At 64.5% G+C, this 17234-nt stretch carries 14 protein-coding genes and 1 tRNA gene; 4 read left to right on the top strand and 11 right to left on the bottom strand.

All coding sequences use genetic code 11. From position 1 onward, the window contains the following. Window positions 1-124: 124 nt before the first annotated feature. The 10 genes from tig to AC2TC0_RS07355 form a co-directional block, all read right to left on the bottom strand. Window positions 125-1690 (bottom strand): trigger factor, encoded by a 1566-nt coding sequence (gene tig / locus AC2TC0_RS07400; protein WP_484716871.1) that lies wholly within the window; start codon window positions 1688-1690, stop codon window positions 125-127. An 82-nt stretch (window positions 1691-1772) separates the two neighbouring features. After that, window positions 1773-1857: transfer RNA gene (locus AC2TC0_RS07395), tRNA-Leu, on the bottom strand. Window positions 1858-1940: 83 nt separating this feature from the next. Beyond that, complete coding sequence (locus AC2TC0_RS07390) at window positions 1941-2450, bottom strand: hypothetical protein (RefSeq protein WP_484716870.1); 510 nt, start codon at window positions 2448-2450, stop codon at window positions 1941-1943. Window positions 2451-2791: 341 nt separating this feature from the next. Next, on the bottom strand, window positions 2792-3226 hold the full coding sequence (locus AC2TC0_RS07385) for a hypothetical protein (RefSeq protein ID WP_484716869.1): 435 nt from the start codon (window positions 3224-3226) through the stop codon (window positions 2792-2794). A gap of 53 nt (window positions 3227-3279) precedes the next feature. Further along, window positions 3280-4758: an Asp-tRNA(Asn)/Glu-tRNA(Gln) amidotransferase subunit GatB gene (gene gatB / locus AC2TC0_RS07380; RefSeq protein WP_484716868.1), complete on the bottom strand. Its 1479-nt coding sequence runs from the start codon at window positions 4756-4758 to the stop codon at window positions 3280-3282. Between the two features lie 31 nt (window positions 4759-4789). Next, a complete protein-coding gene (locus AC2TC0_RS07375) occupies window positions 4790-6145 on the bottom strand; it encodes an acyltransferase family protein (RefSeq protein ID WP_484716867.1) in 1356 nt (451 codons plus the stop codon). Between the two features lie 11 nt (window positions 6146-6156). After that, window positions 6157-7359, bottom strand: a complete 1203-nt coding sequence (locus AC2TC0_RS07370) for an AMP-binding protein (RefSeq protein WP_484716866.1) — start codon at window positions 7357-7359, stop codon at window positions 6157-6159. A 233-nt stretch (window positions 7360-7592) separates the two neighbouring features. Next, complete coding sequence (gene gatA / locus AC2TC0_RS07365) at window positions 7593-9074, bottom strand: Asp-tRNA(Asn)/Glu-tRNA(Gln) amidotransferase subunit GatA (protein WP_484716865.1); 1482 nt, start codon at window positions 9072-9074, stop codon at window positions 7593-7595. A 120-nt stretch (window positions 9075-9194) separates the two neighbouring features. Next, entirely contained in the window at window positions 9195-9497 is a 303-nt protein-coding gene (gene gatC, locus AC2TC0_RS07360; protein ID WP_484716864.1) for an Asp-tRNA(Asn)/Glu-tRNA(Gln) amidotransferase subunit GatC, read from the bottom strand. Between the two features lie 61 nt (window positions 9498-9558). Next, window positions 9559-11298, bottom strand: coding sequence for a DUF4153 domain-containing protein (locus AC2TC0_RS07355; protein ID WP_484716863.1), 1740 nt, complete (start codon window positions 11296-11298; stop codon window positions 9559-9561). 78 nt (window positions 11299-11376) lie between these two features. Between AC2TC0_RS07355 and AC2TC0_RS07350 the strand changes: the two genes are divergently transcribed. From AC2TC0_RS07350 to AC2TC0_RS07335, 4 genes are all read left to right on the top strand, one after another. Further along, window positions 11377-12570 carry a DUF3089 domain-containing protein gene (locus tag AC2TC0_RS07350; protein ID WP_484716862.1) on the top strand — a complete coding sequence of 398 codons (1194 nt, stop codon included), beginning with the start codon at window positions 11377-11379 and terminating at the stop codon, window positions 12568-12570. A gap of 143 nt (window positions 12571-12713) precedes the next feature. Continuing rightward, window positions 12714-13172, top strand: a complete 459-nt coding sequence (ruvX, locus tag AC2TC0_RS07345; RefSeq protein WP_484716861.1) for a Holliday junction resolvase RuvX — start codon at window positions 12714-12716, stop codon at window positions 13170-13172. Between the two features lie 265 nt (window positions 13173-13437). Next, the gene (locus tag AC2TC0_RS07340; RefSeq protein WP_484716860.1) at window positions 13438-14430 is read left to right on the top strand and encodes an aspartate carbamoyltransferase catalytic subunit; all 993 of its coding nucleotides are present in this window, start codon (window positions 13438-13440) and stop codon (window positions 14428-14430) included. A 148-nt stretch (window positions 14431-14578) separates the two neighbouring features. Further along, entirely contained in the window at window positions 14579-15805 is a 1227-nt protein-coding gene (locus tag AC2TC0_RS07335; RefSeq protein ID WP_484716859.1) for a dihydroorotase, read from the top strand. Here AC2TC0_RS07335 and AC2TC0_RS07330 read toward each other — a convergent pair whose 3' ends face one another. Continuing rightward, complete coding sequence (locus AC2TC0_RS07330) at window positions 15806-17233, bottom strand: SPOR domain-containing protein (RefSeq protein WP_484716858.1); 1428 nt, start codon at window positions 17231-17233, stop codon at window positions 15806-15808. It lies immediately after the preceding gene. Window position 17234 lies beyond the last annotated feature (1 nt).

The raw sequence follows: 17234 nt of genomic DNA, 5'->3' as shown, positions 1-17234 counted from the left end.
TGCCACCTCCCCAATGCAAGTCATTGGGGAGGACTAAGACGCAACTATTGCACAACTCCTCCCCATCGACTTGCGATGGGGAGGTGGCCCCGAAGGGGTCGGAGGGGCAGCAATGCCCGCTGGCTTACTTCTTCGCCGCCGCCTTCTTGGCCGGAGCCTTCTTCGCCGCAGGCTTGGCTTCTTCGACAGCAGCCTTGGGCTCGGCCTTTTTCGCCGGTGCCTTTTTGGCGGCAGGCTTGGCTTCCGCAGCCGGCTCCGCTTCAGCCTTCTTTGCCGCAGGCTTCTTCGCCGCCGCCTTCTTCGCGGGCTTGGCCTCACCATGGTCATGGCCACAGCCCGGGCCATGGACATGGCCGCCGTCGTCCTCGGCCTCGATCGCCGCTTCAATCTCGGCGCGGGTCACTTCGCGCTCGCTGATTTCGGCCTTGGAAAACAGAAAATCGACGACCTTGTCTTCATACAGCGGCGCGCGCAGCTGCGCGGCGGCCAGTGCATCCTGCTGGATATATTCCACAAAGCGCTGGCGGTCTTCGGGGCGATACTGCTGCGCTGCTTGCATCACCAAGCGCTGCATTTCCTGCTGGCTGACTTGCACATTGTTCGCCTGTCCGATCTCGGACAGCAGCAAGCCCAGCCGCACGCGGCGCACCGCGATGCCGCGATAATCGTCCTTGTCGGCTTCCAGCTCGGCCATGGCGGCGGCGGGATCGGCCTCATTGGCCGCTTCCTGCTGCAATTGGGTCCAGATCTGGTTGAATTCGGCCTCGACCATCGTCGGCGGCACATCGAAATCATGGCTGGCGGCGAGCTGGTCGAGCAACTTACGCTTCATGTGGGTGCGCGTCAGGCCGTTATGCTCCTGCTCGACGCTGTCCTTCATCAGCTCGCGCAGCTTTTCCAGGCTTTCGAGGCCCAGCGACTTGGCGAACTCGTCATCGGCCTTGGTCGCGGCGGCGACCTTCACGTCCTTTACCGTCACGGCAAAGACAGCGTCCTTGCTCTTCAAATTTTCAACCGGATAGTCGGCGGGGAAGGTTACCTTCACCTCGCGCGCGTCGCCCGGCTTGGCGCCAATCAACTGGTCCTCGAAACCGGGGATCAGCTGGCCCGCACCGATTTCCACCGCCATATCCTCGCCGGTGCCGCCGTCGAACGGCACGCCGTCGACCGAACCCGCGAAATCGATGATCGCCTGATCGCCCTTCTCGGCCTTCTTGGGCTTGGCGGGGGTGTCGAACCGCTTCATCTGCCCGGCAAGCTCGGCGATCTTGGCATCGACCGCTGCGTCGTTGGCGGGCACCACCAGGCGCTCCAGCTTCAACCCGTCCAGCGACGGCAGGTCGAACGTCGGCAGCACTTCCAGCGACACGGAAACATCGGCGTCCTTGCCATTTTCATAGCCATCATCAAGCGCCACGGCGGGCTGCAGCGCGGGGCGCAGCTTTTCCTTGGCGATCAGGCTCTGCACACCGTCGTTGATGGCCTTGTTCAGCGCATCCTGCGCCAGCCCCGCACCGTGCATCTTGCGAATCAGGTTCGCGGGCACCTTGCCGGGGCGGAAACCGGGCATGCGCACTTGCGGCGCAATTGCTTTCACCTCGGCGTCAACGCGCGCGTCAATATCCTTGGCGGCGATGGTCAGCCGATATTCGCGCTTCAGGCCTTCGTTCAGTGTCTCGACGGTCTTCATTGCCTTCAATCAATCCTTGTCAAACCATGGCAGCAGCCGCTTCGGCGCTGCGAAAAATACCGGGCCATCCCGCCGCCCAAACTGGTGCGGGCGAAGGGACTCGAACCCCCACATCTTGCGATACTGGTACCTAAAACCAGCGCGTCTACCAATTCCGCCACGCCCGCTTGGCCGAGGGAACCGGCACAAACCGCGCCGCCCTATAGCAGGCGGGGCGGTGGGGGCAAGGGGGTGGGGTGAGATGGAAGCGTCAGGGTGTGGCGGGACCCGCGACTGGCGGTTCAGCAATCGCGGCGACCGGCTCGGGCGCGGCCGCTTGTCCCCGTGTCGCGCGTCCACCGATGCGGTTGACCAGCCCGCCGAGGTAATTGCCGAACTTGGCCCCGTCTGAATATTCCGCAGCGACCAGCGACTTGCCCGCGAGCGCAGGCGGCAATGGCAAATCCCCTGCCCCACGCGGCCGCCAGTCGAGCTTGATCGGGCGCAAATCCTTGGGGTTCACCGACCCAAAAAAGGCCGCACCCATCAGACCGCTGGCCATGTCCTTCGGTCCTTCGCCTTCCAGCCAGTCGACGCTGGGGTCGAACCAGCCCAGATCGACAATCTGACCCGGCGTTGCGGTGAAGGTACGACTGCCCAGCGAAAAAGCCGTTGTGCCGCTGCCCTCGATCACCCAGGTGTCGGCCGGTACTTGCACCAGATACAGCCGCGATACCTTTGATTTGGCGATGGGCTTGCGGTCGATAACGACGCGCAGCACGTCATTCTTNCCCCCCCCCCCCCCCCCCCCCCCCCCCCCCCCCCCCCCCCCCCCCCCCCCCCCCCCCCCCCCCCCCCCCCCCCCCCCCCCCCCCCCCCCCCCCCCCCCCCCCCCCCCCCCCCCCCCCCCCCCCCCGCCACGCACGTCGCCGCCCACCGGGTCATAGCGCGCCAAGGTCAATGCCCCTGGGACGGAAGTGCCCTTCAGGATGGCATTGTCCAGATTGGCAATTTCGACGAGCACATAAGCTGCCGCCGGATCAACCGCGATTTTGTCCTTGGCCGACACGGCAATCGGAGCCGCCAGCATCAGCCACAAGGCCAGCATCCGCACAAAACGCATCATTCCTTGATCCTCACACCCACCGGCGCATCGGTCGCCGCGAGCGCGAAAAAGCGGTCGATCCGCGCACTATCGTCTTCCAGTTTCTCAATTTCGCGGACCACCGGCTTTTCAACCTCATACCTGGCATAGCCTTTGTCGGCCATGCAGGTGCGCTCGACCGCGCGCATCGCCTTGCGTTGCTCGCCGCCTCCCATCAGCCCCGCGAACAGCGATGCAATGCCGACGGCGAGCGCATTTTGCCCAGCCGTCAGATTGGGATTTTGCGAAACATAAACCGGGCCAATATCCTCAGGCTGCACTCGGCCCGCCAGCCGGTCACACTCCAGCTTGTCGGCGACATATTGGTCGCGCGACACACCGGGCTTGTTGAAATAATAATATTCGCGCGCGGTCGCAGGGACCGTCATCAGCGCCATCGCTGTGCAGGTCATTATCACCCGACCAATCATTCCCGGAACTCCCGCAATCTTTGCGGTAACCTGCTCTAACCCAGCGCCTTTTTCAACAGCTCATTCACCACCTGCGGGTTGGCCTTGCCCTGCATCGCCTTCATCGTCTGCCCGACGAAGAAACCGAACAGCGCTTCTTTGCCGCCCTTATATTGTTCGACCTTGTCGGCGTTGGCGGCCAGCACCTTGGCTATCTCCGCCTCGATCGCACCGGTGTCGCTGGTCTGTTTGAGGCCCTTCGCCTCGACAATCGCGGCCGCGCCCTCGCCGGTTTCCAGCATGATTTCGAAAACCTGCTTGGCGATGCTCTTCGAAATCACGCCGTCGGCTTCCAGCTTGAGCAGCTCTGCTGCCGCGCCGGGCGAAACCGGGCTGTTCGTCAGATCGCGGCCCAGCCGGTTCAATGCGCCAAACAGCTCGCTCGTCACCCAGTTCGCCGCCGCATCGGCCTTCGCGCCGGTTTCCAACAGCGCATCGAACCAGCGCGCATTTTCCACCTCGGCGGTCAGCACCGCCGCATTATAGGCCGACACCCCCAGCCGTTCGTAACGCGCGCGCTTGGCGTCGGGCAGTTCGGGCAGGCTCGCGCGGCAATCGTCGAGGAACGCCTCGTCGAGCTCGAGCGGCAGCAGATCGGGGTCGGGGAAATAGCGATAGTCGTGCGCGTCTTCCTTCGACCGCATGGTCCGCGTCGTCCCCGTGTCGGGGTTGAACAGCCGCGTTTCCTGCACCACCGTGCCGCCGCTCTCCAGCACCTCGACCTGGCGCTTGGCCTCATATTCGATGGTCTGCATGACGAAGCGGACGCTGTTCACATTCTTCGTCTCGGTCCGCGTGCCGAATGGCTCGCCCGGCCGCCGCACGCTGACATTGACGTCGGCGCGCATCGATCCTTCCTCCATATTGCCGTCGCACGAGCCGACATAGCGCAGAATCGCGCGCAGCTTGCGCACGTACGCGCCGGCTTCGGCGGGCGAGCGCATGTCGGGCTTCGACACAATCTCCATCAGCGCGACGCCGCTGCGGTTCAAGTCGACATAGGACATGGTCGGATGCTGATCGTGCATCAACTTGCCCGCGTCCTGCTCGACATGAATCCGCTCGATCCCGATGGTCTTGGGCTCGGCGATGCCCGCTTTCTCGTCGGCGTCGATGGTCAGCGACCCTTCACCCACCAGCGGATGGTAAAGCTGCGAAATCTGATAGCCCTGCGGCAGGTCGGCATAGAAATAATTCTTGCGGTCAAACCGCGACCAGCGGTTGATCTCGGCCTCAATCGCCATCCCCGTGCGCACCGCCTGACGAATGCATTCGCGGTTCGGCACCGGCAGCATGCCCGGCATGGCGGCATCGACGAGGCTCACCTGCGTATTGGGTTCCGCCCCAAATGCGGTGGCGGCGCCAGAGAAAAGCTTGGCGGCAGAAGTGATCTGGGCATGGACCTCAAGGCCGATAACGACCTCCCATTCGCCGGTGGTGCCTGTGATGCGGTAGGTTGACGGTGCGTTGCTCATTGCCGGAGCGATAGCGTTGTGGTCGAGGATATCAAGCGCTGGCAGCACCATTGCTGCTCTGGCGGAGTCTGCGGCTCCCGCGCCAGAGCTTTGGCAGCACGAAATGCACCGCCATCCCTGCGCCGATGGCCATCACAATGACCGCCGCTGGTGGGATTCCGGGCAAGGCCGAGTTGAGCAGATAGATAACGATATTGTGGAGCAAATAGACCGAAAAGCTAGCCGCCGATAGCGCCACCAGCATATGTCGCAGCCACGACAAGACCATGATCCGCCGCACATAAAGCAGCAGCATCGCCGCCAGCAAAATCCAGACGCCGCGCAGGTCACTGCCAACAAAGGGCCGGAAATCGGCGGTCAGGCTGCTCCATTGGGCCAGTGCAAACAATAACGCCACAGCCATCAGCACCGCTCGCTGGGTAAAGTTGTGCGCAACACACATGCCCCACCCCAGCGCGACCAGCACAAACACCTGATCGGGACTGCGCCCCCACAGCTGCGTTTCATTGAAAAAATGCGGCAATGTAGTCTTTAGGATCAGCGTCGCACCCAGCAGCCCAATGGCGAAACTATAAGACGCGGAAGCGGCCCAACGGCGCATCGGTGCAAAGCTGCCGATGAATGCCAAGATAAGCAGGCATTGGAAAAATGCCTCAATAAACCAATAGGGTTCCAGCAGATTGCCAAAGCGGCCGGTAACATTCGATACTAAGAACCAGGATTCAACTGCGATCGGACGCCCTGCCATCGCATAGGCCAGCATCAGCAAGTAATAGGGGATCAGAATGCGCGGAACAAACCGGCCAAGGACGGACCAGAATTGCCCGCCGGTGAACGCGCCATAATGAAACCTTGCCAAATTATAGCCGACCAGCATGAACAGCGCATCCACGCCGCCGCCAACCGGCCAGTCGCTTGCATGGTTGATGACGACGGCGGTTATGGCGGCCGCGCGGAGTGCGATTTCGGAATCTACACGGGTCAGCCAACCTGCTTTCCGCGCTCCCATTTTGCCTGCCCGCGCGTCCAGTTCGGCGATGCTCAGTTCTTCCCAGCCATCGGGTAACGCGCCCAGCCGGTCCTCAATCTCGGACGCGATAAGGACATAGTTCAGCGAATCTCCCGCAAGGCTGACAAAACTGTCCTTGATACTGACATTTTTGCGCGGAAATGAGGCGCGAAACAGCTCAAGAAAGCTGAACGGACCTGTTGCGCCTGAGGCGACCTGCCGTGACTTCCCATCGCTCAACAAACTGCGATAGTCGCGCTTGCCATTGGCCAACAGGGGAAAATCGTTCACTGTAACAACGTCAAAGATCGCTTCGGGCAGTTTCAGCCAGAGCGATAGCCGGTGGCGTACACTATCCGGCGCGACGTCGCCGCGCACTGCCACAGCAATCAGGCTGTCGTCTCTGTGGCCATCGCGGTTATACCTTCCGCTGCCAGATGCTCCTCAACGGCATCTAAGCTTACGCGAAGGCCAAAGGGTTTGACGAACCTTTGCTTGCGACCGACCAGACGGTAATCGCCATCGGCATCGACCATCGCCAAATCGCCGGTTCGTAATTCGGTCAGCTCTGACCCGCGCGCCAGATCGACTACCCGTTCGGCATAGCCCATCATCACATTGGGCCCGCGATAGACGAGTTCGCCTTCGCAGTCCGGCTGGGTAACCGGCTTGCCGTCATCATCGACGAGCGAAAAACTGCCGCCCGGAATGGGCCTGCCAATGATGCCTGGCTTGGTCAGCAGCACGTCGGGGTCTACAAAGGCCATCCGCGCGGTGGCTTCGGTTTGGCCGTACATCACGAACAATCGCCCGCCGCGCGCCGCCATCCAAGCGCCGAACCGTGCTGCAGTATCCGCAGGCAACCGCCCGCCCGCCTGTGTCATTGTCTGCAAGCTGGCCGGTGCCCACTCCATGAAACCAGATCGTTCAAGCAATTCATAGGTATAGGGGACGCCGGCAATGCTGGTTACGGTCGCCACCTCGCACAAGCGGCGAAACTCCGGGTCAATCGCCGAAGCGTCGGTCAAAACCAGCGCAGCACCGGCAGCCAAATGCGAGTTCAGGACGGACAAACCATAGCTATAGTGCGGTGGCAGGCTGGTTATGGCACGATCGGTGGACTGAATCGCCAGATATTCTACAATCGACCGGGCGTTGGCATCCACATTCCGGGCGGACAACCGAACCAGCTTGGTAGCACCGGTTGACCCCGATGTAGACAACAGTAGGGCCAGCTCGGGATGCACGTCCGCTGGGCCTTCGGTAGCACGGGATAGCACCAGGCCTGTACCCGAATCGCTCACCAGCCATGCGGGATGATAGCTTTCAATCAGTCGCTTACTGGCCACTGCGTCGTCGGCCTTGGTCAAAAGCACTGGCAGCCCGGCTCGCCACGCCCCTATGATCGCGGTTACCGTGGCTATCGTGTTTCGGCATTCGATCAGGACAAAACCGCTGGTCCCTACCATTGGCGCAGCAAATGCATCGGATTCAGCGGCCAGTTGTCGATAACTGCGGATCACCCCCTGCGCATCACAAAGCGCAAGTGCATCACCAAACTGCTCCAATTGCTGAGCGAACGCTGGGGTCAAAGGAGTGGCTTCCTATCCACGCCAAACTGCCGCGACCAAGCGCTTTGCCACCCATTCAGGATGGTGTTGGTCCTGCATTGCTGGTCCCCACATTGCCCCGCCACCTGCTGATGGGGCAGTGACAGCTATCGCTTCACCACAAATGGTCAACCTTGCTTAACCATTTTCATCTTGTTCCCAACAATTTGCGCCGAATTGGCACTGGCAGAGGTTCCGCCCTTACCCCACTCCCCTCACCACCACTTCTCCGCCCGCGCGCTAAACCCCGCGCGCTCCTCAATGGCCAGTCCCGCATTGAGCACGCCCTGCTCGTCAAACGCGCGCCCGATAATCTGCAGCCCCAGCGGCAACCCGTCGCGGCTCAGTGCGCCCGGCACCGACATGGCGGGCAGGCCGGCCAGCGACGCCGGCACCGCGAACACATCGTTCAGATACATGGCCAGCGGGTCGGCGCTTTTCTCGCCCAGCGCGAAGGCCGCCGACGGCGCGGTTGGGGCGAGCACCAGGTCGCAGCTGGCCCAAGCAGCCTCAAAATCGCGCGCGATCAGTGCGCGCACCTTCTGCGCCTGCGTGTAATAGGCGTCGTAGAAACCGGCGCTCAGCACATAGGTGCCGATCATAATCCGCCGCTTGACCTCCGGCCCAAAGCCCGCCGCGCGCGTTGCGGCATACATATCCTGCAGCCCCGCGCCTTCCGGCAAATCCCGCAAACCGTAACGCACCCCGTCATAGCGCGCGAGGTTCGACGAGGCTTCGGCGGGCGCGATGATATAATAAGCGGGCAGCGCATATTTGGTGTGCGGCAGGCTGATGTCGACCACCTCGGCCCCGGCATCCTTGAGCATCGCAATGCCGTTATCCCACATCGCGGCGATATCTTCGTCGATACCATCGAGCCGATATTCCTTGGGAATACCGACGCGCTTACCCTTCAAATCGCTCGACAAAGCTGCTTCCCAACCGGGCACCGGCATGTCGAGCGAGGTCGCATCCTTGGGGTCGAACCCCGCCATCGCCTCCAGCATGATCGCGCAGTCGCGCACGTCGCGCGCCATCGGCCCCGCCTGATCGAGCGAGCTTGCGAACGCCACAATCCCCCAGCGCGAACAACGGCCATAGGTCGGCTTGATGCCGCTGATGCCGGTAAAGGCGGCGGGCTGGCGGATCGATCCGCCGGTGTCGGTACCTGTCGCCGCGGGGCACAGCCGCGCCGCAATCGCCGCCGACGATCCGCCCGACGATCCGCCCGGCGCCAGCGCGGCATTGCCGCCGTCCCCCCGCCGCCAGGGCGAAATGACATTGCCGAAATAGCTGGTCTCGTTCGACGACCCCATCGCGAACTGGTCAAGGTTCAGCTTGCCCAGCATGCCTGCGCCCGCATCCCACAGCTTCTGGCTGACGGTCGATTCATATTGGGGGATGAACCCTTCGAGCATGTGGCTCGCCGCCGTCGTCTGCACACCGCGCGTGCAGAACAAATCCTTCATCCCGATGGGTACGCCTGACAGCGGCTTCAGCGTGCCGTTCGCGCGGTCGGCGTCGGCCTGCTTCGCCGCGCTGAGCGCATGCTCGGGCGTCTCGACGATAAAGGCATTCAGCGCCTCCGCCGCCGCCACATTGGCGCTGAACGCCTCCGCCACTTCGACAGCGGTAAAGTCACCCGCGCGGTGGCCATCGCGGATCTGGGCTACGGTCAGGTTGGTAAGATCGGTCATTTCATGCTCGCTCCCCGGCGAAAGCCGGGGTCCAGGGCTGCAACGAGCCCAATTTCTCGTTTCTGGATCCCGGATCGGTTGCCGCTACGCGGCTGTCCGGGATGATGGAATGATGTTCCATCATTCAATCACCTTCGGCACCCCAAAAAAGCCGTGCTGCGCGGCGGGCGCATTGGCGAGCACCGCGTCGCGCACCCCGCCGCCGGTCAGCGGGTCGGCATCGATCACATCGTCGCGCAGCCGCAGCGTGTTGGGGATCACCGCCGTCATCGGCTCAACCCCGGTCACATCGACCTCGCCCAATTGCTCGACCCAGCCGAGGATGCCGTTGAGCTCGCCCTCCATGGCGGCGGCCTCGGCATCGCTGATCGAAATGCGCGCGAGGGAGGCGATTTTGCGCACGGTTGCTTGGTCAATGGCCATGTTTATCGGTCCTTGCGGGGAGAATGAGCGCCGCTAGCACCCTGCCCAGCGCGCTTCAAGCTCATCGGCGCACATAGGGATCGCCCACCGGTTCGCCATCCACCAACAATTGCTCCAGCACGACCTCGCGTGTGGTCACGGTCGCTTTGTCGAGTTCGACCTCTCCCATCTTGGCCGCATCGCGCGCCACGACCGGCGGCTGATAGCGATTCTCCCAGCGTTTCGACGTGGCGTCATATTGCAGCCACTGCAGTTCAATGGCGCTGTCGTCACGAAACCGTCCGACAATGGCCAACCAGTCGTCGCCTTGTCGCCGGACAATGCATGTGCTGCGCCGGCACAGGCCATTGTCTTTCAACTTCTCGTAAATCTCGGGCGTTAGCGGCGCATCGCCGGGGGTAAGCCGCACATTCTTCTCGACGGGCCGTAAGGGCTGCGGCCCCCGCTCACTGTCATAGGCAAGCGCCCAGCGATCCTCCGATGCCAGCGCCACCTTGGCTGCATCGGCAACCTCGGTCTTGGCCGACTTCGCCAACCGCCCCAGCGCCTCCCGCCCCTCCGGCCCGAAATCAAACGCCATCGCCGCCCAGTCAAACTTTTCTGGCTTCACCGCCCCGCTATTGAGCCGCGCCAGCTGGTCGCGCGTCGAAATCGCGCCGAAATCCATGATCGGCAGCGCGAGGAACGTCGCCAGCACCATCAGCCCGATCGCCAATTTCTGCTGCAATGGTCGTAGCACATCGTCAAAATTGGCGCGGCCCGTGACCACCGCCCACAGCCCCGCCGCGCCATAAGCCAGCGCAATCACCATCGCGACCATCCCCCACAACCGTTCGGGGGTCCAGCCATATTGGCCTATCCGCATCAGCATGGCGTAGAACGCGATGACCGCCAGCGGCAGCACAATCGCCGCCAGCACCGGCGCCGCCCAGCGCAGCAGGCGGTTCGCCGCGCGGTCCTCGGCCCCGTTCCCAATCACCGCATTGGCCAGCAGCACGGCAAAGGCCGACGCGCCCAGCATCAACCCCGCGGTCGAAAACCCCGACGCCCACAGCTGCTGGAACCCGGTCCCGACCAGCGACACCAGAAACAGCGCCAATGCCACCGCCAGCACTGGCGCGAGCACCGCCAGCACCACGGTCACCAGCCGCTGCAAATTGCCAACCAGCCGGTCGCGTTCGCGCAGCAGCCCCACCGCACCGCCGAACGCCGCGCCTGCCAGCCCCCAGGCGAACCAGCCCTCGCGCAGCAGCTCGCCGATGGCGCGGATGCCGATCAGGTCGAACAGTCCCGCAATCAGGAACGCCAGCGCAAAGGCAATACCGACAAACGCCCCCGCCGCCGCGCCGATCACCGCATCGGTCCAGCCGTGCAGATGCAGCCGCGCATAGCTGAGCCGCGTCAACCGCCAGTCACGCGCGCTGGCCGCCTCGTCACGCCACCCCTGAAACAAGGGGGCGGCGACCGCAACCGCCAGCAATCCCGACCAGAAGGGCCATTCGAACGGCGATCCGTTGACGCTGTAGCCGCGATTGTTTTCGACAATCAGCGCGATAATGCCGCCCCACGCCAGCGCGAACAGCACCGCCCAGTGCAACCGCCGCTGCTCGGCGGTCAGGGCAAAGGCGATGGTCGCCACCGCCACGAACGCCGCCAAAGCCTCGGCATTGTCGCGCTCGACCAGGTTGTAAAAGATTACCCCCGCCAGCGCGCAAACCCCCGCCATAATGGCGGGCCGCGCGGGCCAGGGCGGGTCGATGTCGTCGATGCGGGCGGAAGCTGCGCTGGATGGTTCGCTCATACCGGCTGACTGCCATTGCGCGAGGGGCAAAGGCAAGCCAAATGGGCGCAACAGTGCTGTTAACCCCCGGAGCCCCCCTTGGCGCGCAAATTTCTCTACCTTGTTGCCATCTGCATCGCGCTGGTGTTCGCGGTTTTTATTGCGCTGCGGATGTTCAGCCTCGAGCTCAGCCAAACGGCTTTCGTGCCCGATACCGCGTTCGAGGAACAGGCCGCCGCCGCGCCCAACGCTTATGCCGATCGCGCGATGTGGTTCGTGCGCCCGGGCGTCGCCGACAATGCCGCGGCATGGCTGCCCGCTGCGCTGCGCCCCGATGCGCCGCGCCCGGGTGGCCCTATCGCGGCGCAGGCCGCCGGACCGCGACTGATCGTCCAGCCGTCCGAGCCCCCGCTACCGCCGCTAAAGCCCGCAGCCATCTTCTTCGTCCACCCCACCAGCTATATGGACCGCGCCCGCTGGAATGCGCCGCTCGACGACCGCGACGCCAACCACCGCACCAATATCTACCTGCGCGGCCTCGCCAGCGCCTTCAACGGCGCGGGGCAAATCTGGGCCCCGCGCTATCGCCAAGCCACGCTCGGGGCCTTCCTCGCCGATGACCGCGTCACCGCCGGCAAAGCCATCGACGCCGCCTATCTCGACGTCGAACGCGCCTTCGACCAGATGCTCAAGGAAATCCCCAAGGACCAGCCGATCCTGCTCGTCGGCCACAGCCAGGGCGCGCTGCACCTGACCCGCCTGCTCAAGGACCGGGTGAAGGGCCAGCCGCTCGCGAAACGCATCGCCGCTGCCTATGTTGTCGGCTGGCCGGTCAGCGTCGACACCGATCTTGCTGCCTTGGGTCTGCCCGCCTGCACCGCGCCCGACCAGCCGGGATGTGTTTTGTCATGGGTCAGCTTTGCCGAACCCGCCGACCCCGAATTTGTCATGACCGCCTATGACGCCAGCGTCGGTTTCGACGGCCGCCCGCGCCGCGGCACGCGGATGCTGTGCACCAACCCTTTGACCGGCACAATGGACGCCGCCGCCGAAGCGACCGCCAACCTTGGCACGCTCAAACCCGACGACGAATTCAAGGAAGCCGAACTGGTCGTCGGTGCCGTCCCCGCACGCTGTGACGCGACGTCCGGCCTGCTGCTGATCGGCGAGCCTATCGACATGGGCGCCTACGTCCTGCCCGGCAACAATTACCATGTGTACGACATCCCGCTGTTCTGGATGAACGTGCGGGCGGATGTCGAGCGGCGGCTCAGGGCGTTTGCGCAACGCTGACTGACCCACCCCAACCCCTCCCGCAAGCGGGAGGGGCAGCGAGACTTGCGAGCTTGCTCGCTAGTCGCAGCGGGGTGGGCATGGGCGCTTGTTCCCCCAATGCACCATTGCGAGCTTTTGGAAGCGGTGACATTGAGCCAAGGATGATCACCCTCTCCGCCCCCGATTTCGCCGCCGCCCTGCCCCTTGGCGGCCGGCTCGCGGGGCTGGACGTGGGCACCAAGACCATCGGCGTGGCGCTGTGCGATGCGGGGTGGAGCTTCGCCACCCCCGACAAAACGATCGTCCGCAGCAAATTCACCGCCGACCTCGCGGCGCTCACGGCGCTGTGCGCCGCGCAATCGGTCAAGGGCCTCGTTGTCGGTCTCCCGCTCAATATGGACGGCAGCGACAGTCCGCGCACGCAAAGCGTCCGTGCCTTCGCCCGCAATCTCGCGCCGCTCGCCTTGCCCGTTCTGCTGTGGGACGAACGCTGGTCCACTGCGGCGGTCGAACGCGCGATGATCGCTGCCGACGTCAGCCGCGCCAAGCGCAAGGACCGCGTCGACAGCGCGGCGGCGGCGTTCATCCTGCAGGGCGCGATCGACGCATTGGTGCGATGACAGACAATATTTGGTGCGTGCCGATGTTTCACGCAGGGACGCAGAGATCCGCAAAGCCGCAGAGAAGACAATGGGCCGTAGGCCCCTGCAGAACCAGAGTTTTAGCATGTCCCAACTGCCGACTCAGCCTACACCTCTGCGCCTCTGCGGATCTCTGCGTCCCTGCGTGAAACCGAACAAGGCACCCCCGGTTCAACTTCAGAGCCGCTAGCCGCAGATTGAAGTATTGCCCCCACCCCCCGCCTCCCCTAAGAGCCTCCCTTTAATGACACCCCCCGCGCCCCGTCCCGCCAGCGATTATCCGCCCGGCGGCCTCGCCTTTCCGCACCGCGATTTGCTGGCGATTTCGCAGCTCACGCCGTGGGAAATCCATTATCTGATCGACGAGGCAGAGAAATGGGTCGAGCCCAACCGCCAAGCGTCCAAGCACAGCGACACGCTGACCGGCCTGACCATCATCAACGCCTTTTTCGAAAACTCGACGCGCACGCTCTTGTCCTTTGAAATTGCTGGAAAACGCCTTGGTGCGGACGTCGTCAACATGCACGCGGCGCAATCGAGTGTGAAAAAGGGCGAAACGCTGATCGACACGGCGATGACGCTGAACGCCATGCGCGCCGACGCCATCGTTATCCGCCATGCCAGTTCGGGCGCGGTGCAACTGATTGCCAGCAAGGTCGACTGTCCGGTGCTCAATGCAGGCGACGGGCGGCATGAGCATCCAACCCAGGCGCTGCTCGACGCGCTTACGATCCGGCGCGCTAAGGGACGGATCGAAGGGCTCACCATCGCCATTTGCGGCGATGTCCTGCACAGCCGCGTCGCGCGCTCGAATATCCTCCTGCTCACCGCGCTGGGGGCCGAAGTGCGCGTGGTTGCACCGCCGACCCTGCTGCCGCCCGCGCTTGACCGGATGAACGTGGCAGGCTTTACCGACATGGACGCCGCGCTCGCTGGCGCTGATGTGGTCATGATGCTGCGCCTCCAGAATGAACGCATGGACGGTGCCTACCTGCCCAGCGCGCGCGAATATCATGCGCTCTATGGCCTGACGCACAGCCGCCTTGCGCTGGCGAGGCCCGACGCCATCGTCATGCACCCCGGCCCGATGAACCGCGGCGTCGAAATCGACAGCAATGTCGCCGACGACCCCGGCCGCTCGGTGATTACGCAGCAAGTGGAGATGGGCGTCGCGGTGCGCATGGCCTGCCTCGATGTCCTCACCCGCCGCGCGCGCAAGGTGGAGGGCTGGGCATGAGCACACTCATTCCCTTCGCCTCAAGACCGCTCCCCGGCGAAAGCCGGGGCCCAGCGCATCACAACGCCATTGCTGGCTTTCGGCACTCTGGACCCCGGCTTTCGCCGGGGAACAGCATCGCGCTTGTGAAAAGGGAATCATTTCCAGCATGACCGCGCTCCTCATCACCAACGCGCTGCTGGTGGACGCCACCGCACCCGACCCGCGCGCCGGCAGCGTGCTCGTTGCGGACGGCCGCATCGCGGCGCTCAACCCGGCAGAACCGCCCGCCGATGCCGAACGGATTGATGCGCGCGGCCAGTGGCTCGCCCCGGGCCTTATTGATCTTGGCGTGTTCGCCACCGACAAACCCGCCTTTCATTTCGGCGGCATTACCCGCGCAGCGCTGATGCCCGACGGCCGCCACCCGCTCGATCACCCCGGAATCGTCGAGCGCGCCGCCAAGGGGGGCAAACCCGACCTGTGGGTCCACCCGCTTGCCGCTGCGACCAAAGCTCTTGAGGGGCGCGAGCTCGCCGAAATCGCGCTGATGCAGGCGGCGGGCGCGCGGGCCGTTGCAACCGGGCGGCACCGCATCGCCGACAGCGGCGTGATGCGCCGCGTGCTCTCCTATGCCGCCGCGCGCGGGCTGGTGACCATCATCCATGCCGAAGACGAAGGGCTGACCGCCGGAACCGTCGCCACCGATGGCGAAATGGCCACGCGGCTCGGCCTTGCCTCCGCGCCCGCCATCGCCGAAGCCATCGCCATCGCGCGCGACCTCGCGCTGGTGGAAGAAACGGGCGCGCCGGTGCATTTCCGCCAGGTCACGACCGCGCGTGGGCTGGGCCATATCCGCGCCGCCAAGGCACAGGGTCTCCCGGTCACCTGCGGCATCACCCCGGCGCATCTGTTTCTGTCCGACACCGCCATCGGTGATTTCCGGACCTTTGCGCGCCTGTCGCCGCCGCTCCGCAGCGAGGACGACCGCCAAGCCTGCCGCGCCGCGGTTGCCGACGGAACCATCGATGTGCTGAGCAGCGGCCACGATCCGCGCGGCCCCGAAGACAAGCGGCTGCCCTTTGCCGAAGCCTTACCCGGCATGGCAGGGGCTGAAAGCCTGCTCGCGCTTGGCCTCGGGCTTGTGCGCGACGGCCAGGTGACGCCGGGGCGCCTCTTTGCCATGCTGGCCGCGAACCCGGCCCGCTTGCTCGGCGTGGACGCAGGTCAATTGGCGGTCGGCAGCGAAGCCGACCTCGTCCTGATTGATCCCGGCAAGCCGTGGCAGATTGATGCGAAAAAAATGGCCGCTGCTGCGGGCAATACGCCGTTCGACGGCCTGCCCGTGCAGGGCCGCGTTACGGCGTTGTGGAAAGGCGGCGTGCGCGTGCGGTAATTACCGCGACGCCACCCGCACGCTGGCCTTCGACGCCCATTCAACCTTTTCGGCCGCGTCCATTGCGCGCACGAAGCATCCCTGCCCGCGCGCCTTCAGCGCCGAACAAAGCTGCATCGCCTCGCGCTGGGTGGCGAGGCCATTGACCGTCAGGCGATAAAAGCTGCGGCCACGCACGGTCGCCGACTGGCTCGACGCCGGAAAATCCTTCAGGATTGCGATATTGCGGGCCAGCATCGCCCATTTGTGCTTGGCCACGCCCAGCGTGTCATAGGCTCCCAGCTGAACCGCCCAGCCCGAGGGCTTTTTGGCGTCAAAGCTGCGCGCGCGCGGCAAAGTGACGCGGGCCGCAAGCGTACGCGCTTCGGCAGCGGCGGGGCGTTCGGCGGGCTTGGCAGCCGGCTTCGCTGCGGGTTTGGCGGCAGCGGCCAGTTCGGTCCCACCCGCCACGCGCGGCGGCGCGCGATAGGGGGTCTTGTCGGCCAGAATGACCTCTGCTTCGGCGGCCTTGGCGGCCGTCGTCGGCATCGGCAATTCGACGGCACGGATGGCAGGAGCGGGCTCGACCGGCGCGGCGACCGCGACCTCCACGGTTTGGGCGGCAGGCGGCGGCGGGGCAAAATCGGCAATCGGCGCCGGATCGGCAGCCGCGACAGCCGCCAGTTCGACCGGACTTTCAACGGGGGCCAGCGCCAGACGCACCGGCATGCCGGCGTCATTAACCGGGGTCACGCCAATCAGGCCGGCCACGCGCATGCTGCTGTCGCTGGCCTGCGCCAGTTTCGACCACTCCGCCATGCGGCCATCGATTTTGGCGAGCGAAAGATCTTGCGCGGCAACAATGCGCGCCTGGGCCCAGCGACCCGACATGGCAAGCGCAAAGGCCAGATTTTGGCGCGTGCGCGCATCGGCCTCGGGCTGGCGCGCGGCTTCGGTCAAGATATAGACGGCGCGGTCGAAATCGCCTGCCAGCGCCAGCGCCAGACCGGCATCGGCGGCTGGCACCACGGTGTTGCTGGCCATGATCAGCTTGACGGCGTCGGCTTCCTTGCCCGCCGCAATTTGCGCCAGCGCCAGGCCGATGATGGTTTGCGCATCATTGGCGCCCAGCGTCTTGGCGTCGTCAAACGCCGAAATCGCGGATTTGAAGCGGCCCGCAGCCAGATAGCTCTGGCCCAGCAGCGTCCGGTAACCGGCATCACGGTTGGCATAGCTGACCGCCAACTCGGCCTGATCCACGGCCTTGGCTACCTTGTCCTTGGCCAGATATTCGCGCGCCTTGGCGGCGGCGCTGGCGGCCTGCGACGGTTTTTCGGGCAACGCCTGCGACGCCCCCGCAACGCGCGCCGTGCCCGTCGTGCAACCGGTGTTTACCAGGCTGAGGGCCAGGCCCGATGCGGCAAGTTTCAGGATCATGCTGGCGTTCATC

Source organism: Sphingopyxis sp. sgz302558 (assembly GCF_057220455.1).
This window is presented reverse-complemented; position numbering and strand designations above follow the sequence as displayed.

What these genes read in the sequence shown, in the direction of transcription:
- tig (WP_484716871.1), bottom strand. Translation starts at nt 1,690, where the DNA reads ATGAAGACCGTCGAGACACTGAACGAAGGCCTGAAGCGCGAATATCGG.
- gatB (WP_484716868.1), bottom strand. Translation starts at nt 4,758, where the DNA reads ATGAGCAACGCACCGTCAACCTACCGCATCACAGGCACCACCGGCGAA.
- AC2TC0_RS07355 (WP_484716863.1), bottom strand. Translation starts at nt 11,298, where the DNA reads ATGAGCGAACCATCCAGCGCAGCTTCCGCCCGCATCGACGACATCGAC.
- ruvX (WP_484716861.1), top strand. Translation starts at nt 12,714, where the DNA reads ATGATCACCCTCTCCGCCCCCGATTTCGCCGCCGCCCTGCCCCTTGGC.
- AC2TC0_RS07330 (WP_484716858.1), bottom strand. Translation starts at nt 17,233, where the DNA reads ATGAACGCCAGCATGATCCTGAAACTTGCCGCATCGGGCCTGGCCCTC.
- gatA (WP_484716865.1), bottom strand. Translation starts at nt 9,074, where the DNA reads ATGACCGATCTTACCAACCTGACCGTAGCCCAGATCCGCGATGGCCAC.
- AC2TC0_RS07340 (WP_484716860.1), top strand. Translation starts at nt 13,438, where the DNA reads ATGACACCCCCCGCGCCCCGTCCCGCCAGCGATTATCCGCCCGGCGGC.
- AC2TC0_RS07385 (WP_484716869.1), bottom strand. Translation starts at nt 3,226, where the DNA reads ATGACCTGCACAGCGATGGCGCTGATGACGGTCCCTGCGACCGCGCGC.
- AC2TC0_RS07335 (WP_484716859.1), top strand. Translation starts at nt 14,579, where the DNA reads ATGACCGCGCTCCTCATCACCAACGCGCTGCTGGTGGACGCCACCGCA.
- gatC (WP_484716864.1), bottom strand. Translation starts at nt 9,497, where the DNA reads ATGGCCATTGACCAAGCAACCGTGCGCAAAATCGCCTCCCTCGCGCGC.